Source organism: Pseudomonas sp. NFACC42-2 (genome assembly GCF_900116055.1).
Classification (GTDB): Bacteria; Pseudomonadota; Gammaproteobacteria; order Pseudomonadales; family Pseudomonadaceae; genus Aquipseudomonas; species Aquipseudomonas marginalis.
On sequence record NZ_FOZO01000016.1, the window covers coordinates 78,325 to 99,908 of the forward strand.

Genomic DNA, 21,584 nt, shown 5'->3' on the forward strand with positions numbered 1-21,584 from the left:
GGCTGCGCCGTTCGTCAGAAACGGCGCGAGCCCAAGCGTCACGCGGGGTAGCGGGGTGTGAAAAAAATTATTGCGAATCGCCGGAGGCAATTTCTGCAGGATACGTCGTACGCCACAGCTCAAAGCCGCCGTCCAGGCTGTAGACGTCGGAGAAGCCCTGGCTGACCAGGTAGGCGGCTGCGCTCTGGCTGGAATTACCGTGGTAGCAGGCCACGATCAGCGGTGCATCAAGGTCGGCGGCACGAATGAAGTCGGCGATGTTGACGTTGTCCAGATGCTGGGCGCCAGCGATATGGGCGGCGGCGTAAGTAGGTTGGTCGCGGATATCGACCACCACTGCACCTTGCTCGCGCAGGGCCTTGGCTTGTTCGGGAGGGATACGTTTGAATTCGCTCATGGCGGGCTCCTATGGCCTGGCTGCAGCCGGCAGGGTAACGGGGAGAGTGGGTGGGCACTGGCAGCCGTGGCGCTCGCCGGTGTCGATGTTCATCAGGGTCATGGCGCCGCCCCATACGCAGCCGGTGTCGAGGGCGAATACGCCCGGTTCGTCGCACTTGCCCTCAAGGGCTGCCCAGTGACCAAAGATGATCCTGGTGTCGCGGGTCTTGCGTTCCTTGTGGGCAAACCATGGTTTGTAGCCGGGCAGTGCCGTGTCGGCGCCTTCCTTGCTCTTGAGGTCCAGCTTGCCCTCGGCGGTGCAGAAGCGCATGCGTGTGAAATAGTTGGTAATCACCCGCAGGCGGGCGACGCCGGCGAGGTCGTTGTCCCACTTCACTGGCTCGTTGCCATACATGCCGTCGAGGTAGGCGGTGTACAAGCTGTCATCGGCCAGGGCGTTTTCGACTTCGGCGGCGCACTTGAGGGCTTTTTTCAGCGTCCACTGCGGCGGGATACCGGCATGGACCAAGGCCATATTGCGGCTTTCGTCGTAATGCATGATCTTTTGCCGACGCAGCCAGTCAAGCAGTGGAGCGCGATCTGGCGCTTCGAGGATTTCGCGCAGGGTATCGCCCTTTTTCAGGCGCTCGATGTTATTGCCGGCGGCCAGCAGGTGCAGGTCATGGTTGCCCAGTACGCACACCAGGGAATCCCGCAGGCTATACAGGTAACGTAGCGTCTTCAAGGACTCGGGGCCGCGATTGACCAGGTCGCCGACCAGCCACAGGCGATCGTTCGCCGGATCGAAGGCCACCCGTTCAAGCAGGCACTTGAGAGGCTCCAGACAGCCTTGCAGGTCGCCGACCGCGTACGTTGCCATCAGTGCAGGGCGCCTGGTACGGCGAGGCGGAAAGGCTTGATGATGGCGTCGAACAGTTTGCCGTCAGTGGCTTTCATCTGATACGAGCCTTGCATGGTGCCGACCTTGGAAGTCATTACCGTGCCGCTGCTGTAGGTGTGGCTGGCGCCAATGTCAATCAACGGTTGCTGGCCGACAACGCCTGCGCCGCGAACTTCCTCGACCTGACCGTCACCGTCGGTGATCACCCAGTGGCGTGACAGCAGCTTGGCCGGCACCTGGCCGTTGTTTTTCACCGTGATGGTGTAGGCAAAGGCGAAGCGGTTCTGTTCAGGTTGCGATTGGTCCGCGAGGAAGCGGGTGACGACGCTGACGTCGATCTGATAGCGAGGATCGGACATGCAAGAGGCCTTAAAAGCAAAAGCGGAGGACAGCAGATGCGGATCAGTCTAGGCCAAGAGGTGGGCACTAGGCCAGACATGTGTCTGGCCATGCCTGGGTGTTTCAGTCGGCGACTGGCGCAGGCTGGATGGCAAGCTGGTCGGCCAGGCGCACGAACGCGGCCAGGTCCAGTTGCTCGGGGCGCAGGCTGCCGTCGACGCCGGCTGCTTCGATCTCGGCGTTGCTCAGCAGCGCCTTGAGTGTGTTGCGCAGGGTCTTGCGGCGCTGGTTGAACGCCTCACGCACCACGCGTTCCAGCAATTTGTGATCCTTGGCCGGGTGTGGCAGCACGGCGTGAGGCACCAGTCGCACGATGGCCGAGTCGACCTTCGGTGGTGGGTTGAACGCACCCGGGCCGACATTGAACAGGTGTTCGACGCGGCAGTGGTACTGAACCATGATCGACAATCGGCCCCAATCACCACCACCAGGGCCTGCAGCCAGGCGTTCCACCACTTCTTTTTGCAGCATGAAGTGCATGTCGCGGATGATCCCGGCGTTATTCAGCAGGTGGAAAATCAGTGGAGTGGAGATGTTGTACGGCAGGTTACCCACCACACGCAGGCTGTTAGGCGCGGCGTTGAGGGTATTGAAGTCGAACTTCAGTGCATCGCCCTGATGCAGGTTGAAGTTGGGCTTGCCGGCGAACTGCTGGTTGAGGATCGGGATCAGGTCCTTGTCCAGTTCCACCACGTCTAGTTGGCCGCCACTGGCGAGCAAGCCTTGGGTCAACGCGCCCTGGCCCGGGCCGATTTCCAGCAGGCGGTCTTCTGGCTTGGCACGGATGGAGCGCAGGATACGGTCGATCACGCCAGCGTCGTGCAGGAAGTTTTGCCCGAAGCGCTTGCGCGCCCGGTGTTGGTAATGCTCGGTCATATACGGGTCTCGGCCATCTGATAGGCGGTTTCCAGGGCCACGTGCAGGCTGCCGGTATCGATCTTGCCGCTGCCTGCCAGGTCCAGGGCGGTGCCATGGTCGACGGAGGTGCGGATGATCGGCAGGCCCAGTGTCACGTTGACTGCGGCGCCGAAGCCTTTGTACTTCAGCACGGGCAGCCCCTGGTCATGGTACATCGCCAGCACTGCGTCGCAGTGCTCCAGATATTTGGGGGTAAACAGAGTGTCTGCTGGCAGTGGGCCGCGCAGGTCCATGCCTTCTAGGCGCAGACGCTCCAGGGTTGGTTCAATGATGTCTATTTCTTCATGGCCCAAGTGTCCGCCTTCGCCGGCGTGGGGGTTGAGCCCGCAGACCAGGATGCGCGGTTGGGCGATGCCGAATTTTTGTTGCAGGTCGGCATGCAGGATGCGCGTAACGCGCTCCACACGCTCGGCGGTGATGGCGTCGGCAATGTCGCGCAGTGGCAGGTGCGTGGTCACCAGGGCGACCCGCAGGCCGCGTGTGGCCAGCATCATGACGACTTGAGCGGTGTTGGTCAGCTCGGCCAGGAACTCGGTATGGCCGGAAAACGCAATGCCCGATTCGTTGATCACGCCCTTGTGGACCGGCGCGGTGATCATGCCGGCGAAGTCGCCGTCGATGCAGCCTTGGCCCGCGCGGGTCAGGGTTTCCAGGACGAACGCCGCGTTGGCCTTGTCGAGTTGCCCGGCAACGACCTTGGCTTGCAGTGGGGTGTTCCACACATACAAGCTGCCGGCGGGCGCCGGCAGGTCGGGCCAGTTGCCCGGTGCCACGTCCAGCAGACTGACGACCACACCCAGCTGCGCGGCCCGCTCAAGGAGCAGGTCGCGGCTGGTAATGGCAATCAGGGGGTGCGGCTGGGGGTGCGAGGCGAGCAGCAGGCACAGGTCTGGACCAATGCCGGCCGGCTCACCGGGTGTCACGGCGAAACGCTGGGGTTTCACGGAGCTGCCTGGTCGGTGCCTGTTTGCTCGGCGCCTGGCAGCTTGTTTTCCACGTAGGCTTCGTCACGGATCTGACGCAGCCAGGTTTGCAGCTCTTCGTCGTATTTGCGGTTACGCAGTACGTTCAGCGCCTGCTGTTCGCGGGCCTGGCTGGTGTTGTCGGTGGCGCGACGACCAAGGACTTCCAGTACATGCCAGCCATATTGGGTCTTGAACGGCTTGGACAGTACGCCTTGCGGAGTATCGGCCATTACCTGCTGGAACTCAGGCACCAGGGCTTTCGGGTCGATCCAGTTCAGGTCGCCGCCGTTGAGGGCGGAACCCGGGTCTTCCGAGAAGCTCTTGGCCAGGGTGGCGAAGTCTTCACCGCTTTCGATGCGGTCATAGATTTTCTGGGCCAGTTCCTTGGTTTGTGCCTCGGTACGGATTTCGCTTGGTTTGACCAGGATATGACGAACATGCACTTCGTCTTTCAGCGAGGTCTCGCCACCGCGACGTTCCAGCAATTTCAGGATGATGAAGCCACCTGGGGTGCGGGCTGGCTGGGTGATACCGCCCACTTCCATGGCACTCAGTTCACGGTCGAACGGAGGTGGCAGTTGAGCAGCTTTACGCCAGCCCATATCGCCACCTTCAAGGGCGTTGTCGCTGCCGGACTGGGCGATGGCCATCTGGGCAAAGTCAGCGCCGGCTTTCAGGCGATCATAGATAGCCTGGGTTTTCGCCGCTGCCGCATTCAGTTGCTCGGAGTTGGCACTGTCCGGGGTCGGGATCAGGATATTGGCCAGGTGCAGTTCTTCGGAAAGCTGCATCTTGCCCAGGTCCGAGGCCAGGAAGTTCTTCACTTCCTGCTCGGATACCTGGACCCGCTCCGCAACGCGACGCTGGCGCACACGGCTGATGATCATTTCGCGGCGGATCTGGTCACGGGCGTCTTCATACGAAAGACCATCGTGGGCCAGGGCCGCGCGGAATTGATCAATGCTCATGTTGTTGCGCTGAGCGATGGTGCCGACCGCCTGGTTCAGTTCTTCGTCCGAAATGCGGATGCCGGAACGCTCGCCGATCTGCAGTTGCAGGTTTTCGACGATCAGGCGTTCCAGTACCTGCTGGTCCAGCACGCTGGTCGGTGGCACGCCACCGCCACGCTTGGCGATGGTTTGCTGCACTTCCTTGACGCGCTGGTCCAGTTGGCTTTGCATGATCACGTCGTTATCGACGATGGCCACTACTTTATCCAGTTGCTGAACCGCAGCGTGAGCCGATACGGTGCCCAGGAACAGCGCGCCCAGCACTAGCGGGCGCAGACAATCAGAAAGCTTGGTCTTCACGTTCACGATAACCTTCAATGCCTTTGTCGAGGAAGCTCTCTACCTTGGCGCCGGTCAGGCCGCCGAGTCCTTTGAGGACGATCTGCAGGAAGAGCCCGTGGTCACCCTTTTCGTTAAGCGGGGCGATCTGGCTGTATTCGTCGTTGGAAACCCAGTAACGGTTGATGACGCGCAGTTTCCAGCAGCAGTTGTCGTACTCGAAACCACCGAAGGCTTCCAGGGTACGGTTGCGAGCGTAGTCATACTGCCAGCGGGTGATCAGGTTCCACTGGGGAATGATCGGCCACATCATCGAGAAATCGTGTTGTTGGATTTTGTAGTAATCCTTCACGTAGTTCTGATCGCCTGGTTGGCCGTAGTCGCCACCGAACTGCCATTTGCCGGTCAACTGGTTGTAGACGACCTGGTCGTTACGATAGCGATAACCGACGTTGATGATCTTGTTCGGGTTGTCTTCCGGCTGGTAGTGAAGCATCGCGCTACCGGAACGAGGGCTGTGCTCCTCGGTGTCCCAGTTGTAGTCGGCCGTGGCGCGCCAGTCGCGGTTGAAGCGGAACTCGTAGTCCAGGGCAACGGGCGATACGTCGGACTGTGCATCGGCACGGTCGGCCGCCAGGATACCAGGCAGTTGTACTTCACGATCCTTGAAGTACACAGCCTGCCCCACGGATACGCGTTGACGCTCGAAACCGTTTTCTTCGATCCACCGGCTGGTCAAGCCCAGGGACAGCTTGTTCTCGTCGCCGATACGGTCGGAGCCGCTGAAGCGGTTGTCGCGGAACAGGGACGCGTAGCTGAACGAGTATTCGCTGGTGTCGAAGACCGGGATATCGGCCTGGTCCTTGTTCGGCACGTACAGGTAGAACGCACGCGGCTCGAGGGTCTGGCGATAATCCTTGCCGAACCAGTTGGTATTGCGATCGAAGTACAGGCCGCTGTCGACGCTGGCCACCGGAACCGCACGGTCCTGGGAGCTCTTGAAGGTGCCGCCCGCGTACTGGGTACCGGCTGCCACTGCTGCAGCCTGATCAACAAGGATCTGGTTCTTGCCAATGTTATCCAGGTCCAGGTCGTACTTGGTGTACACGTACTTGAGCTTCGGCGTTACAAAGCCGTAGGTCCAGTTCATCGGGTAGTCGACAGCCGGCGCTACGTTCAGGCGCGTACCGTTGGCACGGGTCAGACCGCGCACATAGGTATCCAGTCGAGCGCTTTCCACGCCGTCCTGATCCCTGAAGGTACCGTTCTGCAGGTCGCGATCGAAGCGTACGGCTTCGGTCTCATAACTGAAGTTCAAGCCACCCGGATGATAAGGCAGGGTACCGTTGAAGGTGATCTGCGGCAGTCGGTCATACGGGGTGACCTGGGAAATCGTCGCCAACTGGTAAGCCTGCAGGTTCAGGCGTGCCTGGAAGGTGTCTCCGCGATAAGCCACGGAGCCCTGCTGGTTGACGTAGTCGCGGCTCTCGACACCTTCCTGGTAGGACTTGAGGTCCTGGAAGTAGTACGGGTCGCTGATCTTGGTGTAGTCGACCTGGGTCAGTACACGCGAATCCAGCCCGCCCTTGTGCTGCCAATTGAGCATGTAGCGGGTTTTTTCGTAGTCGGTCTGCTTCTTGCGTTCGTCGTTGTCGTCGTTCAGGTACGCGCCGCCGAACTGGCCTTCGCTGGACTTGGTGAGGTAGCGGAATTCGCCTTCCATCATCATGCCGCGCTTGGTCATGTATTGCGGGTACAACGTGGCGTCGTAGTTTGGTGCCAGGTTGAAGTAGTACGGCGTGACCAGGGTAAAGCCGGTTTCGCCGCCGGTGCTGAAGCTCGGTGGCAGGAAGCCGGACTGACGACGGTCGTCGATCGGGAAGTAGATGTAAGGGGTGTACAGGATCGGAATGTTCTTGATCCGCAACGTCGCGTTGGTGGCCGTACCGAAACCGGTGGCCGGGTTCAACGTGATGTTGTTGCCCCTGAGCTGCCAGGCGTTGCTGTCCGGCTCGCAGGTGGTGTACGTACCGTCCTTGAGACGGATGATCGCGTTTTCGGCGCGCTTGGCGTACAGCGCGTTACCGCGGATACGCGACTTGTGCAGCACGTATTCGGCGTTGTCGATCTGCGCCGCGCCGGTGTCCAGTTGAACCTGGGCGTGGTCGCCGACGATCAAGGCGCCGTTGTCGCGCAGCCGCACGTTACCGTTCAGCTCGCCACGGTTCTCGGCCTGGTACAGGCTGGCTTCTTCCGACTCCAGCTGCATGCTGCCCTGGCGCATGACGACGTCACCGGCCAGGGTTGCGACTTGTTGTTCCTGCTCGTAACGAGAGGCCTTGGCACCGATGAAGGTGGGCGCATCGCTCTTGTTCGTCTTGTCGTTCATGCCGGGACGCGTTGGCTCGATGTACGCACCGCCGCAGTAAGGACCGGTTTCCGCCAGCTGGGCTGCGGTCAACTTTTCGCGAGGCACCCAGTCCAAGTGGCTGTAGTCGGCGCTGCGCGAACGCAGGCCACGGCCCTTGGACTCGGTGACCAGTGCGGTCTTCGGCTCGGCTTCGGCACTGCCGCCAGCGTCGGCCTGCGCCGTGCTGTTGGCCGAGCTGACGGCTGCGCCGTCATGCACCGGGCGCGGTGGCAAGGGGGCTGCGGCGGTCTTCGGCGCGCAGTCCCAGGCACCCGAAGCAGAGACTGAGCAGTCATACTGTTCCGCGGCGACCACGAATGAGGTGGCGAAGGGTTGCATGACCAGCAGACTGCCGGTTACCAGCAACGGAAATTTTCTACGAAACGCGGGGGATTTCAATGCCATCTTATTAGTCCGGGCTTCCTGCGTGCCATCTGCCCGCGGTTTGGGCCGCACGCCTCTCGATGGTCTGAAAAAGATGCGTGATAATAAAGCATGACCCGCTTGACGGCTAGCGCCGTCGGAGACCCTTGTAATGCCCGAGCAAGATCTACGTTTACAGCAGCTGGAAGTCTGGCTGGATGAGCAGTTGCCGATCCTTTTCAACGCTCAAGGCTGGGGTGCCGTACCCCCGGCCACATTGACCGCGGCCAGCAGCGACGCGAGTTTCAGGCGCTATTTCCGTTGGGAAGGCGGCGGTCGGACTTTCGTGGTAATGGACGCGCCGCCCCCTCAGGAAAACTGCAAGCCTTTCGTCGATATCGCTTATTTGTTGTCGACGTCGGGAATAAATGTTCCAAAAATTTATGCACAAGACTTGCCGCGAGGCTTTCTTTTGCTCAATGACCTGGGCAGAAAAACCTACCTGGACGTGATAAACGACGAAAACGCCGATCAATTGTTTGCCGATGCCATTGACGCCTTACTGGCTTATCAGCAGTTGCCGATGGACGCACCACTGCCCAGCTATGACGTCGCCTTGCTGAGACGTGAACTCGAATTGTTTCCCGAATGGTACGTGCGCCGACACTTGGGTCTCGAGCTGGATACCCGGCAGCAGGCACTTTGGCAGCGTGTCAGCGATCACTTGATCGACAGCGCCCTGGCGCAACCCAAAGTCCTGGTGCACCGCGACTACATGCCACGCAACCTGATGATCAGCGAGCCGAACCCTGGCGTGCTGGACTTCCAGGATGCGGTGTATGGTCCGGTCACCTACGACATCACCTGCCTGTTCAAGGATGCCTTCCTCAGTTGGCCCCAGGCCCGCGTGCGGGAATGGCAGCGCGACTACTGGGAACGTGCGGGCCAGGCCGGCATTCCGGTACAGCCGGATTTCGAAGACTTCCTGCGCGCCAGCGACCTGATGGGCGTGCAGCGCCACCTCAAGGTTATCGGTATCTTTGCGCGCATCTGCCATCGCGACGGCAAGCCACGCTACCTGGCCGACGTACCGCGCTTCTTTGCTTATATAGAGGCGGTGCTGGCCGATCGCCCGGAGTTGAGCGAACTGGCTGAGTTACTGACCAGCCTGCGGCAGCCCGCAGAGGCCTGCGTATGAAGGCCATGATCCTGGCCGCCGGCAAAGGCGAGCGGATGCGTCCGCTCACCTTGCACACCCCCAAGCCGCTGGTGCAGGCCGGCGGCAAGCGCCTGATCGAGTACCACCTGGAGGCGCTGGCCAAGGCTGGCTTTACCGATGTGGTGATCAACCATGCCTGGCTCGGCCAGCAGATCGAGCGCTACCTGGGGGATGGCGCGCAGTTCGGCTTGCGTATCCGCTACTCCCCGGAGGGCGAACCGCTGGAAACCGGCGGCGGGATTTTCCAGGCGCTGCCGTTGCTGGGGGATGAGCCGTTCCTGGTGGTCAATGGCGATATCTGGACCGACTACGACTTCACCCGACTCAAGCAGCCGCTTAAGGGCCTGGCTCATCTGGTGATGGTCGACAACCCGGCACATCACCCCTCGGGCGGTGATTTCTACCTTGATCAGGGCTTGCTTCATGATGCGGCGCCCGGTGCCGATAACCTGACCTTCAGTGGCATTTCAGTGCTCGACCCCCGGCTATTCGAGGGTTGCAGCGCCGGTGCCTTCAAGCTGGCGCCGCTGCTGCGTGCGGCCATGGCGAAAGGTTTGGTAACGGGGGAGCACATGGCGGGACGCTGGATTGATGTCGGCACGCTGGAGCGCCTGGCGCACGTCGAAACCCTGCTGACAGCGGGGCAGTAGCATGTTGTGGCCAGGGACGCTGATCGGCGCCGGGGCTGGCTTTGCCATTGCCAGTATTCCGGGGGCCTTGTTGGGTGCGCTGTTGGGGCAGGCACTGGATCGCCGCCTGCAACTGCACAGTTGGGCACAGTTGCGCGAGCGCTTGGGCGGGCGTCCGGCGTTACGCAATGACGAGTTATTGTTTGTGTTGCTCGGGCGCCTGGCCAAAAGCAACGGGCGTGTGGTGGACGGGCATATTCAGCAGGCGCGGCAGGAAATGCGCTCACTGGACATGACCGAGTCGGCCCAGCGCCGCGCGATTGCGGCGTTCAACCGCGGCAAATCCGGTTCCGACCGTGTACGCCGCTACCTGCGTGTGCTCAAGGCCCAGCCCCATGCGGCGGAAGGGGTGTTGCGGGCGTGCTGGCGGATGGTCTGGGCGGACGGCAAGGCGGACGCCGCCGAGCGTGATTTGATCGACCTGTGGGGGAAGTGGTTGGGCTGGACGCCGCAACAGCTCCAGGCGTTGGCGGCCGATTACACACCTGAGCGCAAGCCGCTGGTCAATCGTGGCACGACCTACCAGGAAGCGCTGCGCTTGCTCGGCGTGACCGCTACCACCGAGCCGTCGGTCATCAAGCGTGCCTATCGCCGCCTGCTGAGCCGTCATCACCCGGACAAGGTGGCCGGCAGTGGTGCCAGCCCCGCGCAAGTGCGTGAGGCGACCGAGCGCACCCGTGAATTGCACAATGCCTATTCATTGATTCGCGAGCGCCGGGATTTTCGTTAGAGGTCACTGTTTTCACGGATAAACACATTCCAATGTGGGAGGGGGCTTGCCCCCGATTAGGGTGGGTCAGCTACCTATCTGTCGACTGACACACCCCTATCGGGAGCAAGCCTCCTCCCACATTGGTTCTGTGCTGATCCTCAGTCGGTGCTGGCCTGCGGGCTCAACCAGCCGCGAATCCGGCGATACAACTGTTCCTGCTCGGCCGCGCTGTTGCCGGGCAGGGTCTTCAATGACACCTGCTTATAGCCGTCATTTTTCAAGCGCTTCGCAGCCTGGGCGCGTGCCAGGGCGTTATTGCGTGCTTGAGCGGTGTCTTGATAGAAGACGTCCGCCGTCGGCAGTTTCAGCGCGGGCGCCAGTTGCTGCACATCCGGATGACGCCCGGCAGGCGTCTGGGCGGCAACCATCACGAGCTTCTGCACCTGGGAGGGTTGTTTTTCAGTCAGGTAACGCGCCGCCCACCAGGCGCCGGTGCCATGGCCCACCAGCACCACCGTGCGTGCGCTCTGGGTCTGGGCAAAGGCCACGGCGGCATCGATGCGCGCAAAGATGCGCGAGGCATCGGTCTTGTCCTGTTCGTCGGCACCCGGGACCACCGCCGGGTCGGTGCCTTCCGCCTCGGCGCTGGCGGCTTGCTCGATCGGCTTGTCGGCGGTGCTCGCGTCTTTACTGCTGGTGTCGACGGTGGCGTTGGGTGCTTCCATGACGCGCGGTGGCAGGGTGTCCATGCTCACGTCCGGTAACGACAGGCTGAGGCTGCCCCAATTGGCATCCGGCAATTTACGTCGCAACGGGCCGATTGCTTGCGGCCAGTCAGCATTTTCGCCGGCGCCCGGTACGATAATCACCACGCCTTCGGGTTCGGCGCTGTTGGCCGGTTTCCACAGGGCAAGGAATGAATCACTGCCGGCCTGCAACTGTTGCTGCTCTTGCTGCGGGATTTTGCGTTCCAGGGCGCTGGCCTCTTCCTGGCTACGCTCGGGCAGGGGTTGGCGTTCGACGGGTTTTTCGGCAGCCGGTGCCGGTGCGTCTTCAGCCTGCACAGAAAAGGCACTGGTAAACAGCAGTGACAGGCACAATGCTGGCAGTGCCGAACGGTTTCGATAGGACATCGTTGATTTCCGGCCAGAAGTGATTCCAGCAGCCTAATGGGTTGGTCAGTATTTGTCAGTGATGTGAGACGTGGATCATGGGTTTTCGCTGTCTGCTGGTTATCGGCTGTTTGTGCCTTGCCTTGATGGCAAACGCTTCCCCCGCGCCCGCCACACCGCAGGCGCAGCTGAATGCGCCGCAGCGCGAATGGCTGGCCCGGCACCCGGAGCTGCGGGTGGGCGTGGTGTTGCAGGCGCCTTACGCGCAATACGACCGGCGCCTGCAGCGCTTGTCCGGGGCGAATGTCGAATTGATGCAGTGGCTGGCCAAGGCGCTGAACATCGAGCTGACCTGGCGCAACTTCCCTGATCAGGAGCAGTTGGAGGCGGCCGTACGCGATGACGAGGTGGACATTGCCCCTGGCCTGCAGCAAACCCCGGCCGGTTTGCGCCTGTGGCAGTTCACCGACCCGTATATGCGTGTGCCTCAACACATTGTCGGCATCCGCGAGGGCGGTGGTGCCGTGGAGCTGGAGAAGCTCGACGATCAATCCCGGGTTGCCGTGCGCATGCCCAGCGCCGTGGCCGATTACCTGCGCAGTACCTATCCCGGCCTCAACCTGCAAGGCGTGCCCATGGAGCGCCAGGCCTTGCAGCTGTTGGTCAGCCAGCAGGCGCGTTATGCCGTGGTGGATGAAGCACAATTAAGCCGCTTGTCCGCAGAGGCCGAGTTCAGCGGGCTGGCGGTGGTCGGGGACATCGGCCTGCCGCAATTGCTGCGGGTCGCCACGCGCCGGGACTGGCCGGAACTGGCCGGCATCATGGAAAGTGCCCTGAGCGCTATCCCGGCCCGCGACCTGGATCAACTGCACAGTCGCTGGCTGCAACCCAAATACCCACGTTTATCCGAATCCAAAGGCCTTTGGCAGAACCTCAGCCTGCTGCTCGGCCTGTTGCTGCTCGCCAGTCTGGCCGTGGTGTTCTGGCAGCGCCGCCAGCAACGTGTGCTGGAGCATGGCCTGCTGGCCGCCCGCGAAGAAAGCGCCGCCCGTGCCGCCGGTGCCGAAGCGCTGCGATTGACGCAGTTTTCCATCGACCAGAGCACCGTCGGCATCCTCTGGGTCAACTGGGACAGCCATGTGCGCTACGCCAATCGTGCGGCCGAGAGCATGCTGGGTTACGAGCCCGGTGCACTGATCGAACGGCCGCTGGTCGACCTCGACCCGACCCTGGATATGGACCGCTGGCTCAATTTGTGGAAGCGCGCACGGGCCAGCGAAGAGGGGGCGCAGAATTTCGCCACCGATTGTTTGCGCGCCGATGGCAGCATCCTGCCGGCCAACGTGTCCTTGAGCTTTCTGCGATTTGCCGAGGCCGAATACCTGGTTGTCTACCTGAACGATGTCACCGAACTGCGCCGCACCCTGGCCGCCCTGATGCAAAGTGAAGCGCAACTGCGCGAGTTGTCCGCCCACCTGGAAACCGTGCGCGAAGAAGAAAAGGCGCGCATCGCCCGGGAAGTGCACGACGAACTCGGGCAAATGCTCACGGTGCTCAAGCTGGAAACCTCCATGTGCGAGCTGTCCTATGCGCAACTGGATCCTGGCCTGCACGAGCGCTTGAACAGCATGAAGCGCCTGATCGCCCAACTGTTCCAGTTGGTGCGGGACGTGGCGACGGCGCTGCGCCCGCCGATTCTCGACGCCGGGATTGCCTCGGCCATCGAATGGCAGGCGCGGCGTTTCGAAGCGCGCACGCAGATTCCCTGCCTGGTGCAAGTGCCGGATAACCTGCCGACCTTGAGCGATGCCAAGGCCATCGGCCTGTTCCGTATCCTGCAAGAGGCACTGACCAATGTGATGCGCCATGCCCAGGCGCATACTGTCGAACTGACCCTGGCGGTGGAAGGCACCGACCTGCGCCTGACTATCAGCGACGATGGCGTCGGTTTCGTCCAGGCCCAGGGGCGCCCGGTGTCGTTTGGCCTGGTGGGGATGCGCGAGCGGGTGCTGATCATGGGCGGGCAACTGAGCCTGGACAGTCAATTGGGCGAGGGCACCACCCTGAGTGTCACGGTGCCGTTGGATGCATAACGATAAGAGGAAGCCCTTGTGATCCGTGTACTGGTAGCCGAAGACCACACCATCGTTCGTGAAGGCATCAAGCAATTGATCGGCCTGGCCAAGGACCTGCTGGTGGTGGGGGAGGCGAGTAATGGCGAGCAGTTGCTCGAGACCTTGCGCCATGTGCCTTGCGAGGTGGTGTTGCTGGACATCTCGATGCCAGGCGTGAATGGCCTGGAAGCGATCGCGCGCATTCGGGCGCTGAGCAATCCGCCGGCGATCCTGGTGCTGTCGATGCACGATGAGGCGCAAATGGCCGCCCGCGCCTTGAAGGTGGGCGCGGCGGGCTACGCCACCAAGGACAGCGATCCCGCGCTGCTGCTGATGGCGATTCGCAAGGTCGCGGCCGGCGGGCGCTACATCGACCCTGACCTGGCGGACCGCATGGTCTTCGAGGTCGGCCTGACTGACTCGAGGCCCTTGCATTCGCTGCTGTCCGAGCGTGAATTCTCAGTGTTCGAGCGCCTGGCCCAGGGCGCCAATGTCAATGACATCGCCCAGCAACTGGCGTTGAGCAGCAAGACCATCAGCACCCACAAGGCGCGGCTGATGCAAAAGCTGAATATCACCTCCCTGGCGGAGCTGGTGAAGTACGCCATGGAGCACAAGCTCCTCTAACCACATACCCAATAACGACAACCCCAAAACACCGCCGAACCCATTCTTGCCGCTTGCAGCTCGCCTCTTGCCGCTGCCCTGTTCCATCCCCGCCATCCGTGTAGGGCGATCCCTACCCCAAACCTTCCATCCGGCTGATGCCATTCTCTCCTGGCCCCCGATTTCCGGGGTCTCGCGCCTGGACTACGCTTGTGCCACAGCAGTCCAAAATACAAAGGTGCGGGTATGAGCGAGGTGGATTCAAATGATGTGCTGGTCAGCTTTCGTGGCGTGCAGAAGAGCTACGACGGCGAGAACCTGATCGTCAAAGACCTCAACCTGGAGATTCGCAAGGGCGAGTTCCTCACCCTGCTCGGGCCTTCCGGTTCGGGCAAGACCACCAGCCTGATGATGCTGGCCGGCTTCGAAACGCCGACCGCCGGCGAAATCCAGCTGGCCGGGCGCTCGATCAACAACGTGCCGCCGCACAAGCGCGACATCGGCATGGTGTTCCAGAACTACGCGTTGTTCCCGCACATGACCGTTGCGGAGAACCTCGCGTTCCCGCTGTCGGTGCGGAGCTTGAGCAAGACCGATATCAGCGAGCGGGTCAAACGCGTGCTCAGCATGGTCCAGCTCGACGCCTTCGCCCAGCGCTATCCGGCGCAACTGTCCGGCGGCCAGCAGCAGCGCGTGGCCTTGGCCCGGGCGCTGGTGTTCGAGCCGCAACTGGTGCTGATGGACGAACCCCTCGGCGCCCTCGACAAGCAACTGCGCGAACACATGCAGATGGAGATCAAGCACCTGCACCAACGCCTCGGCGTGACCGTGGTGTACGTGACCCACGACCAGGGCGAAGCCTTGACCATGTCCGACCGCGTGGCGGTGTTCCACCAGGGCGAGATCCAGCAGATCGCCGCGCCGCGTACCTTGTATGAAGAGCCGAAGAACACCTTCGTCGCCAACTTCATCGGTGAAAACAACCGCCTCAATGGTCGCCTGCACAGTCACACCGGCGAGCGCTGCGTGGTGGAGCTGGCGCGCGGCGAGAAGGTCGAGGCGCTGGCGGTGAACGTCGGCCAGATCGGCGGCCCGGTGACCCTGTCGGTGCGCCCTGAGCGTGTCAGCCTCAATGGCTCCAGCGAAAGCTGCGTTAACCGTTTCTCCGGGCGGGTGGCGGAATTCATCTACCTGGGCGATCACGTGCGCGTGCGCCTGGAAGTCTGCGGCAAGGCCGATTTTTTTGTGAAACAACCGATCGCCGAGCTGGACCCGGCGTTGGCGGTCGGCGATGTGGTACCGATTGGCTGGCAAGTCGAGCACGTTCGCGCACTCGACCCACTTCTAGAGGCGAATTGATCGCCCCATGGCTTCACCAACCCTGCACGTGGAGAGAACAACAATGTTGAGATCCCTGAAATATTCCGTCCTGGCCCTGAGCTTGATGGGCGCGACACAGGCCATGGCTGGCCCGGACCTGACCGTCGTGTCCTTTGGCGGTGCGAACAAGGCTGCACAGGTCAAGGCTTTCTATGCACCTTGGGAAAGCGCGGGCAACGGCAAGATCGTCGCCGGCGAGTACAACGGTGAGATGGCCAAGGTCAAAGCCATGGTCGACACCAAGAGCGTGTCCTGGGACCTGGTGGAGGTGGAGTCGCCGGAGTTGTCCCGTGGCTGTGACGAAGACATGTTCGAGCCGCTGGACCCGAAACTGTTTGGCAACAGCGCCGACTACGTGAAGGGCGCGATCCAGCCGTGCGGCGTGGGCTTCTTCGTATGGTCGACCGTTCTGGCCTACAACGCGGACAAACTGGCGTCTGCGCCAACCAGTTGGGCGGATTTCTGGGACACCAAGAAATTCCCGGGCAAGCGCGGCCTGCGCAAGGGTGCCAAGTACACCCTGGAATTCGCCTTGATGGCCGACGGTGTTGCACCGAAGGACGTGTACAAAGTGCTGGCCGGCAAAGATGGCCAGGACCGTGCGTTCAAGAAGCTCGACGAACTCAAGCCCTCGATCCAATGGTGGGAAGCCGGCGCACAACCGCCGCAATACCTTGCCTCGGGTGACGTAGTGATGAGTTCGGCCTACAACGGCCGCATCGCTGCGGTGCAAAAAGAAAGCAACCTGAAAGTGGTGTGGAACGGCGGCATCTACGACTTCGACGCTTGGGCCATCCCTAAAGGCCTGTCCAAGGAGCGTGCCGAAGCGGCGAAGAAATTCATCGCCTTCTCGGTGCAGCCGCAGCAGCAGAAGACCTACTCGGAAAACATCGCCTACGGCCCGGCCAACACCCAGGCGGTACCGTTGCTGGCCAAGGACATCCTCAAGGATATGCCGACTACGCCGGAGAACATCGCCAACCAGGTGCAGATCGACGTGAGCTTCTGGGCGGATAACGGCGAGCAGCTGGAGCAGCGCTTCAACTCCTGGGCTGCCAAGTAACACTGCATAACCCTGTGGGAGGGGGCTTGCCCCCTCCCACAAGGGATTTCTTGTGTGTGAAAGATTGCATTCATTTTCAAGATTCGGAGTCAGCCATGGCCATCGCCGTTCCCTCGAACGAGGTCAACAGCCCCACCCTCAAGCAGCGCCTGGCGCGTGCCGAGCGGCTCAATCGCTGGAAGGCCCAGGCCTTGATTGCGCCGCTGGTGCTGTTTTTGCTGCTGGTGTTCCTGGTGCCGATTGTTGCGCTGCTGTTTAAAAGCGTCGGCAACCCGGAAGTGGTGGGTGGTCTGCCGCGTACCGTGGTGGCGGTGACGGCCTGGGACGGTCGTGGTCTGCCGGGTGAGCCGGTGTACCAGGCCCTCAGTGAAGACCTGGGCGAGGCGCGTAAAAACCAGACCCTGGGCGATCTGTCCAAACGCTTGAACATGGAACTGGCCGGCTATCGCAGCCTGCTGACCAAAACCGCGCGGGCGCTGCCGTTTACCGAAGCGCCTGGCTCTTATAAAGAAGCGCTGGAAAACCTCGACGAACGCTGGGGCGACCCGGCGTACTGGCAGGCGATCCGGCGCAATACCAGCAGCCTGACACCGTTCTACCTGCTGGCGGCCGTCGATCACCGCATCGACGACCTCGGCGAAGTGGCCCCGGCCACCCCGGACCAGGCGATCTACCTGGACATCTTCGCCCGCACCTTCTGGATGGGCCTGGTGATCACCGCCATCTGCCTGCTGCTGGCTTATCCGCTGGCGTATTTGCTGGCCAACCTGCCGGCGCGCAAAAGCAACCTGCTGATGATTCTGGTGTTGCTGCCGTTCTGGACCTCGATCCTGGTGCGGGTGGCGGCGTGGATCGTGCTGCTGCAATCCGGCGGGCTGATCAACAGTGCGCTGATGGGCATGGGCCTGATCGACAAACCCCTGGAGCTGGTGTTCAACCGCACCGGGGTCTACATCTCCATGGTGCATATCCTGCTGCCGTTCATGATTTTGCCGATCTACAGCGTGATGAAAGGCATCTCGCCCACCTACATGCGCGCGGCGATCTCCCTGGGCTGTCACCCGTTCGCCAGCTTCTGGCGCGTGTACTTCCCACAGACGTATGCCGGTGTCGGCGCCGGCTGCCTGCTGGTGTTCATCCTGGCGATCGGTTACTACATCACCCCGGCACTGCTGGGCAGTCCGAACGACCAGATGGTCAGCTACTTCGTGGCTTTCTACACCAACACCAGCATCAACTGGGGCATGGCGACGGCGTTGGGCGGCTTGCTGCTGCTGGCGACCGTGGTGCTGTACCTGATCTACAACCGGCTGGTGGGCGCCAGCCGCCTGCGCCTGAGCTGAGGAGACCTTGCGATGCTGAGCCCTTATATGTCACCGGTGGAACGGGTGTGGTTCTACAGCTTGCGGATCCTTTGCGGCTTGATCCTGTTGTTCCTGATCTTGCCTGTGCTGGTGATCATCCCGCTGTCTTTCAACAGTGGCAGTTTCCTGGTGTACCCGTTGCAAGGCTTCTCGCTGCACTGGTACCAGGATTTCTTCGCCTCGGCGGAATGGATGCGTGCGTTGAAGAACAGCATCATCGTCGCCCCGGCCGCCACGGTATTGGCCATGGTGTTCGGCACCCTGGCGGCAATCGGCCTGACCCGTGGGAATTTCCCCGGCAAGGCGTTGGTGATGGCCCTGGTGATTTCGCCGATGGTGGTGCCGGTGGTGATTATCGGTGTGGCCAGCTACCTGTTTTTTGCGCCACTGGGGCTGGGCAACAGTTTCTTTTCGCTGATCGTGGTGCATGCGGTGCTCGGCGTGCCGTTTGTGATCATCACCGTGTCGGCGACCTTGCAGGGTTTCAACCATAATCTGGTACGGGCCGCGGCCAGCCTGGGGGCCTCGCCCTTGACGGCGTTTCGCCGGGTAACCTTGCCGTTGATTGCACCTGGGGTGATCTCCGGCGCGCTGTTTGCCTTCGCGACGTCGTTCGATGAGGTGGTGGTGACCCTGTTTCTCGCCGGCCCCGAGCAAGCGACCCTGCCGCGCCAGATGTTCAGCGGCATCCGCGAAAACCTCAGCCCGACGATTGCGGCGGCGGCGACCTTGCTGATCGCCTTCTCGGTCGTGCTGTTGCTGACCCTGGAGTGGCTGCGTGGGCGTAGCGAGAAACTGCGCACGGCCCAGGTCTAAAGCCCGACACAGCCCCCTCCCACAGGGGGGCTGTGACCATTCAGCGCCTGAATGGAAGACAACCCGATCCAGTCAGCTACTCTTGTGCCAGCCCATCACCGATAAGAGGCCGCGCACATGAGTACTTCCTCATTCAAGATCGCCCACAAACTGCTGACCGGCGCTGGCGCCATTGAGCAACTGGCCGCCGAGTTGACGCGCCTGGATGTGGATAACCCGTTGATTGTCACCGATGCGGCGCTGGTCAAGTCCGGTACGGTGGCGCTGGCACTCGAACACCTGGGTGAGCGCCCTTACGAGATTTTCGACCGCGTGCTGCCCGACCCGGAAATCTCCATCGTCGAAGACTGCATGCAGGCGTACCGCGACGGTGGCCACGACGGCCTGATCGGCCTGGGTGGAGGCAGTGCCATCGATATTGCCAAAAGCGTTGCCGCCTATGCCGGTTACCACGGCGCCCTGGCGGACTTATTCGGTGTCGACCAGGTGCCGCGCAAGGGCCCGCCGCTGATCGCCATCCCGACCACCGCCGGCACCGGCTCGGAGGTGACCAATGTGGCGATCCTCTCCGACAAGGTCGCGCAGTTGAAGAAGGGCATCGTCAGCGACTACCTGCTGCCGGACGTCGCGCTGATCAGCCCGCAAATGACCCTGACCTGCCCGCGCAGCGTCACCGCCGCCAGTGGCGTGGATGCGCTGGTGCATGCGATTGAGTCCTACCTTTCCCTGAATGCCTCGCCGATCACGGATGCCCTGGCCATTGGGGCGATCAAGCTGATCGCCAAGGCGCTGCCCAAGGCCTACGCCAACCCGGCCAACCTGCAGGCCCGCGACGATATGGCCACCGCCAGCCTGATGGCCGGCATGGCCTTCGGCAATGCCGGGGTGGGCGCCGTGCATGCGTTGGCCTACCCGCTGGGCGGGCGGTTCAATATCGCCCATGGCGTCAGCAATGCGCTGTTGCTGCCCTATGTGATGCACTGGAACAAACTGGCCTGTGTCGAGCGCATGCAGGACATTGCCCAGGCCATGGGCGTGAATGTCAGCGGCCTGAGTGTCAACGATGCCGCCGACCAGGCCGTCGAGGCGATGACGCGATTGTGTGCCGCCGTGGAGATTCCTTCCGGCCTGCGCAGTTTCGGGGTTCCCGAGGACGCCATCCCGGCCATGGCCACGGAAGCGGCGGGTATCGAGCGCCTGATGCGTAACAACCCGCGCAAGCTCAGCGCGGCCGATATCGAGAAAATCTATCGGGCGGCGTACTAGCCGTTGAGTTAGGTCACGGTGCGCAGGGCAAAGCATGAGGTATACAATGCGCGCCATCGTGATTTAGCTCAAAAAAGGTGCGTCATGCAGCCCTTCGTTATTGCTCCATCGATTCTCTCCGCCGATTTCGCCCGCCTGGGTGAGGAAGTGGACAAGGTGTTGGCCGCCGGTGCCGACTTCGTGCACTTCGATGTCATGGACAACCACTACGTGCCCAACCTGACCATCGGTCCGATGGTCTGCGCGGCGCTGCGCAAGTACGGCATCACCGCGCCGATCGATGCGCACCTGATGGTCAGCCCGGTGGATCGCATCATCGGTGACTTCGTTGACGCTGGCGCGACCTACATCACCTTCCACCCGGAAGCCTCGCTGCACGTCGACCGCACCTTGCAACTGATCCGCGAGGGCGGCTGCAAGGCCGGCCTGGTGTTCAATCCGGCCACCCCGCTGGACGTGCTCAAGTACGTGATGGACAAGGTCGACATGGTGCTGCTGATGAGCGTCAACCCAGGCTTCGGCGGGCAGAAGTTCATCCCCGGTACCCTCGACAAGCTGCGTGAAGCCCGTGCGCTGATCGATGCGTCGGGCCGCGACATCCGCCTGGAAATCGACGGCGGGGTCAACGTCAACAATATCCGTGAAATCGCGGCTGCCGGTGCCGACACCTTCGTGGCCGGCTCGGCGATCTTCAACGCCCCGGACTATCAGGAAGTCATCGCCAGGATGCGCGCCGAATTGGCGCTGGCGCGTCCATGAGCGGCTTTGAGCAGCTGTTCCCCGGCAAACTGCCACGGCTGGTGATGTTCGATCTGGACGGTACCTTGATCGACTCGGTGCCAGACCTGGCGGCGGCGGTGGACGAGATGCTGCTCAAGCTGGGGCGCAAGCCGGCGGGGCTTGCGTCGGTACGCGAATGGGTCGGCAATGGCGCGCCGATGCTGGTGCGCCGGGCCCTGGCCAATCACATCGATGCCGAAGGTGTCGATGATGTAGAGGCCGAGCACGCCCTCGAACTGTTCAATGTTGCCTATGAGCGCAGCCACGAACTGACCGTGGTCTACCCCGGCGTACGCGACACCCTCAAATGGCTGAGCAAGCAGGGCGTGGAAATGGCCCTGATCACCAACAAGCCGGAGCGCTTCGTCGCGCCGCTGTTGGACCAGATGAAAATCGGCCGTTATTTCCGCTGGATCATCGGTGGCGATACCTTGCCGCAGAAGAAACCCGATCCGGCGGCGCTGTTTTTCGTGATGAAAATGGCCAATATCCCGGCGTCCCAGTCACTGTTTGTCGGCGATTCGCGCAGTGACGTGCTGGCGGCGAAAGCGGCCGGCGTGCAGTGCGTGGCCCTGAGTTACGGCTACAACCATGGTCGTCCGATCGCCGAAGAGTCGCCGTCGCTGGTGATTGATGACCTGCGACTGCTAATCCCCGGTTGCCTGGGAGCTGGCGCTGAGATAACGTTGCCCGACATCGATCCGTCCCCTTCTGGAAATTCCATCGTGGTGGTCACTCGCAAACTCTGGATGAAAGTCATCAAGGCCCTGGCCCGCTGGCGTTGGCGCGCCTGACTGATCCTGGCCGCGCCCTGCGGCACGTTTGCATACCTGACTGTTA

General features: G+C 62.0%; 20 protein-coding genes. 12 read left to right on the forward strand and 8 right to left on the reverse strand.

The annotated features are described in order from the left end of the window. Positions 1–67: 67 nt before the first annotated feature. The 7 genes from glpE to BM416_RS23175 form a co-directional block, all read right to left on the reverse strand. Positions 68–397, reverse strand: a complete 330-nt coding sequence (glpE, locus tag BM416_RS23145) for a thiosulfate sulfurtransferase GlpE (protein WP_092489579.1) — start codon at positions 395–397, stop codon at positions 68–70. Between the two features lie 9 nt (positions 398–406). Continuing rightward, complete coding sequence (locus tag BM416_RS23150) at positions 407–1,258, reverse strand: symmetrical bis(5'-nucleosyl)-tetraphosphatase (RefSeq protein ID WP_092489580.1); 852 nt, start codon at positions 1,256–1,258, stop codon at positions 407–409. Further along, positions 1,258–1,638 carry a Co2+/Mg2+ efflux protein ApaG gene (gene apaG, locus BM416_RS23155; protein ID WP_027605913.1) on the reverse strand — a complete coding sequence of 127 codons (381 nt, stop codon included), beginning with the start codon at positions 1,636–1,638 and terminating at the stop codon, positions 1,258–1,260. The genes BM416_RS23150 and apaG overlap by 1 nt, the downstream gene beginning before the upstream one ends. Positions 1,639–1,741: 103 nt before the next feature. Continuing rightward, entirely contained in the window at positions 1,742–2,554 is an 813-nt protein-coding gene (gene rsmA, locus BM416_RS23160) for a 16S rRNA (adenine(1518)-N(6)/adenine(1519)-N(6))-dimethyltransferase RsmA (RefSeq protein WP_092489581.1), read from the reverse strand. Continuing rightward, positions 2,551–3,540, reverse strand: a complete 990-nt coding sequence (pdxA, locus tag BM416_RS23165) for a 4-hydroxythreonine-4-phosphate dehydrogenase PdxA (RefSeq protein ID WP_065947457.1) — start codon at positions 3,538–3,540, stop codon at positions 2,551–2,553. The genes rsmA and pdxA overlap by 4 nt, the downstream gene beginning before the upstream one ends. Then, positions 3,537–4,877, reverse strand: a complete 1,341-nt coding sequence (locus BM416_RS23170) for a peptidylprolyl isomerase (protein WP_027605910.1) — start codon at positions 4,875–4,877, stop codon at positions 3,537–3,539. Before BM416_RS23170 ends, pdxA begins: the two co-directional genes overlap by 4 nt. After that, positions 4,852–7,665 (reverse strand): LPS-assembly protein LptD, encoded by a 2,814-nt coding sequence (locus BM416_RS23175; RefSeq protein ID WP_092489582.1) that lies wholly within the window; start codon positions 7,663–7,665, stop codon positions 4,852–4,854. The genes BM416_RS23170 and BM416_RS23175 overlap by 26 nt, the downstream gene beginning before the upstream one ends. 130 nt (positions 7,666–7,795) lie before the next feature. Here BM416_RS23175 and BM416_RS23180 point away from each other — a divergent pair, with 130 nt between their 5' ends. Genes BM416_RS23180 through BM416_RS23190 form a run of 3 tightly spaced genes read left to right on the forward strand, consistent with a single transcriptional unit; the run spans position 7,796 to position 10,261 of the window. Then, positions 7,796–8,821 carry an aminoglycoside phosphotransferase family protein gene (locus tag BM416_RS23180; RefSeq protein ID WP_092489583.1) on the forward strand — a complete coding sequence of 342 codons (1,026 nt, stop codon included), beginning with the start codon at positions 7,796–7,798 and terminating at the stop codon, positions 8,819–8,821. Then, positions 8,818–9,492 (forward strand): N-acetylmuramate alpha-1-phosphate uridylyltransferase MurU, encoded by a 675-nt coding sequence (gene murU, locus BM416_RS23185; RefSeq protein ID WP_027605907.1) that lies wholly within the window; start codon positions 8,818–8,820, stop codon positions 9,490–9,492. Before BM416_RS23180 ends, murU begins: the two co-directional genes overlap by 4 nt. 1 nt (position 9,493) lies before the next feature. Then, positions 9,494–10,261: a TerB family tellurite resistance protein gene (locus tag BM416_RS23190; protein ID WP_027605906.1), complete on the forward strand. Its 768-nt coding sequence runs from the start codon at positions 9,494–9,496 to the stop codon at positions 10,259–10,261. Between the two features lie 140 nt (positions 10,262–10,401). Here the strand turns inward: BM416_RS23190 and BM416_RS23195 are convergent, their stop codons facing one another. Then, positions 10,402–11,376, reverse strand: a complete 975-nt coding sequence (locus BM416_RS23195; RefSeq protein ID WP_092489584.1) for an alpha/beta hydrolase family protein — start codon at positions 11,374–11,376, stop codon at positions 10,402–10,404. Between the two features lie 77 nt (positions 11,377–11,453). Here BM416_RS23195 and BM416_RS23200 point away from each other — a divergent pair, with 77 nt between their 5' ends. The 9 genes from BM416_RS23200 (at position 11,454) to BM416_RS23240 (ending at position 21,538) form a co-directional block, all read left to right on the forward strand. After that, complete coding sequence (locus BM416_RS23200) at positions 11,454–13,448, forward strand: PAS domain-containing sensor histidine kinase (RefSeq protein WP_092489585.1); 1,995 nt, start codon at positions 11,454–11,456, stop codon at positions 13,446–13,448. An 18-nt stretch (positions 13,449–13,466) separates the two neighbouring features. Beyond that, entirely contained in the window at positions 13,467–14,096 is a 630-nt protein-coding gene (locus BM416_RS23205; protein ID WP_027605903.1) for a response regulator, read from the forward strand. A 225-nt stretch (positions 14,097–14,321) separates the two neighbouring features. Next, positions 14,322–15,434: an ABC transporter ATP-binding protein gene (locus tag BM416_RS23210; RefSeq protein WP_092489586.1), complete on the forward strand. Its 1,113-nt coding sequence runs from the start codon at positions 14,322–14,324 to the stop codon at positions 15,432–15,434. A 43-nt stretch (positions 15,435–15,477) separates the two neighbouring features. Beyond that, positions 15,478–16,518 (forward strand): ABC transporter substrate-binding protein, encoded by a 1,041-nt coding sequence (locus BM416_RS23215; protein WP_065925381.1) that lies wholly within the window; start codon positions 15,478–15,480, stop codon positions 16,516–16,518. A gap of 95 nt (positions 16,519–16,613) precedes the next feature. Next, complete coding sequence (locus BM416_RS23220; protein WP_027605900.1) at positions 16,614–17,861, forward strand: ABC transporter permease; 1,248 nt, start codon at positions 16,614–16,616, stop codon at positions 17,859–17,861. A 12-nt stretch (positions 17,862–17,873) separates the two neighbouring features. Further along, positions 17,874–18,698 (forward strand): ABC transporter permease, encoded by an 825-nt coding sequence (locus BM416_RS23225; protein ID WP_092489587.1) that lies wholly within the window; start codon positions 17,874–17,876, stop codon positions 18,696–18,698. A 117-nt stretch (positions 18,699–18,815) separates the two neighbouring features. After that, positions 18,816–19,964 carry an iron-containing alcohol dehydrogenase gene (locus BM416_RS23230; RefSeq protein ID WP_065925379.1) on the forward strand — a complete coding sequence of 383 codons (1,149 nt, stop codon included), beginning with the start codon at positions 18,816–18,818 and terminating at the stop codon, positions 19,962–19,964. Positions 19,965–20,048: 84 nt separating this feature from the next. Further along, entirely contained in the window at positions 20,049–20,723 is a 675-nt protein-coding gene (gene rpe / locus BM416_RS23235) for a ribulose-phosphate 3-epimerase (protein ID WP_065938240.1), read from the forward strand. Next, complete coding sequence (locus BM416_RS23240; RefSeq protein WP_092489588.1) at positions 20,720–21,538, forward strand: phosphoglycolate phosphatase; 819 nt, start codon at positions 20,720–20,722, stop codon at positions 21,536–21,538. The genes rpe and BM416_RS23240 overlap by 4 nt, the downstream gene beginning before the upstream one ends. Positions 21,539–21,584 lie beyond the last annotated feature (46 nt).

Excerpts from the sequence above, each read along its gene's own strand:
- glpE (WP_092489579.1), bottom strand. The coding sequence starts at position 397 with ATGAGCGAATTCAAACGTATCCCTCCCGAACAAGCCAAGGCCCTGCGC.
- BM416_RS23150 (WP_092489580.1), bottom strand. The coding sequence starts at position 1,258 with ATGGCAACGTACGCGGTCGGCGACCTGCAAGGCTGTCTGGAGCCTCTC.
- apaG (WP_027605913.1), bottom strand. The coding sequence starts at position 1,638 with ATGTCCGATCCTCGCTATCAGATCGACGTCAGCGTCGTCACCCGCTTC.
- rsmA (WP_092489581.1), bottom strand. The coding sequence starts at position 2,554 with ATGACCGAGCATTACCAACACCGGGCGCGCAAGCGCTTCGGGCAAAAC.
- BM416_RS23175 (WP_092489582.1), bottom strand. The coding sequence starts at position 7,665 with ATGGCATTGAAATCCCCCGCGTTTCGTAGAAAATTTCCGTTGCTGGTA.
- BM416_RS23180 (WP_092489583.1), top strand. The coding sequence starts at position 7,796 with ATGCCCGAGCAAGATCTACGTTTACAGCAGCTGGAAGTCTGGCTGGAT.
- murU (WP_027605907.1), top strand. The coding sequence starts at position 8,818 with ATGAAGGCCATGATCCTGGCCGCCGGCAAAGGCGAGCGGATGCGTCCG.
- BM416_RS23190 (WP_027605906.1), top strand. The coding sequence starts at position 9,494 with ATGTTGTGGCCAGGGACGCTGATCGGCGCCGGGGCTGGCTTTGCCATT.
- BM416_RS23195 (WP_092489584.1), bottom strand. The coding sequence starts at position 11,376 with ATGTCCTATCGAAACCGTTCGGCACTGCCAGCATTGTGCCTGTCACTG.
- BM416_RS23200 (WP_092489585.1), top strand. The coding sequence starts at position 11,454 with ATGGGTTTTCGCTGTCTGCTGGTTATCGGCTGTTTGTGCCTTGCCTTG.
- BM416_RS23210 (WP_092489586.1), top strand. The coding sequence starts at position 14,322 with ATGAGCGAGGTGGATTCAAATGATGTGCTGGTCAGCTTTCGTGGCGTG.
- BM416_RS23215 (WP_065925381.1), top strand. The coding sequence starts at position 15,478 with ATGTTGAGATCCCTGAAATATTCCGTCCTGGCCCTGAGCTTGATGGGC.
- BM416_RS23220 (WP_027605900.1), top strand. The coding sequence starts at position 16,614 with ATGGCCATCGCCGTTCCCTCGAACGAGGTCAACAGCCCCACCCTCAAG.
- BM416_RS23225 (WP_092489587.1), top strand. The coding sequence starts at position 17,874 with ATGCTGAGCCCTTATATGTCACCGGTGGAACGGGTGTGGTTCTACAGC.
- BM416_RS23230 (WP_065925379.1), top strand. The coding sequence starts at position 18,816 with ATGAGTACTTCCTCATTCAAGATCGCCCACAAACTGCTGACCGGCGCT.
- rpe (WP_065938240.1), top strand. The coding sequence starts at position 20,049 with ATGCAGCCCTTCGTTATTGCTCCATCGATTCTCTCCGCCGATTTCGCC.
- BM416_RS23240 (WP_092489588.1), top strand. The coding sequence starts at position 20,720 with ATGAGCGGCTTTGAGCAGCTGTTCCCCGGCAAACTGCCACGGCTGGTG.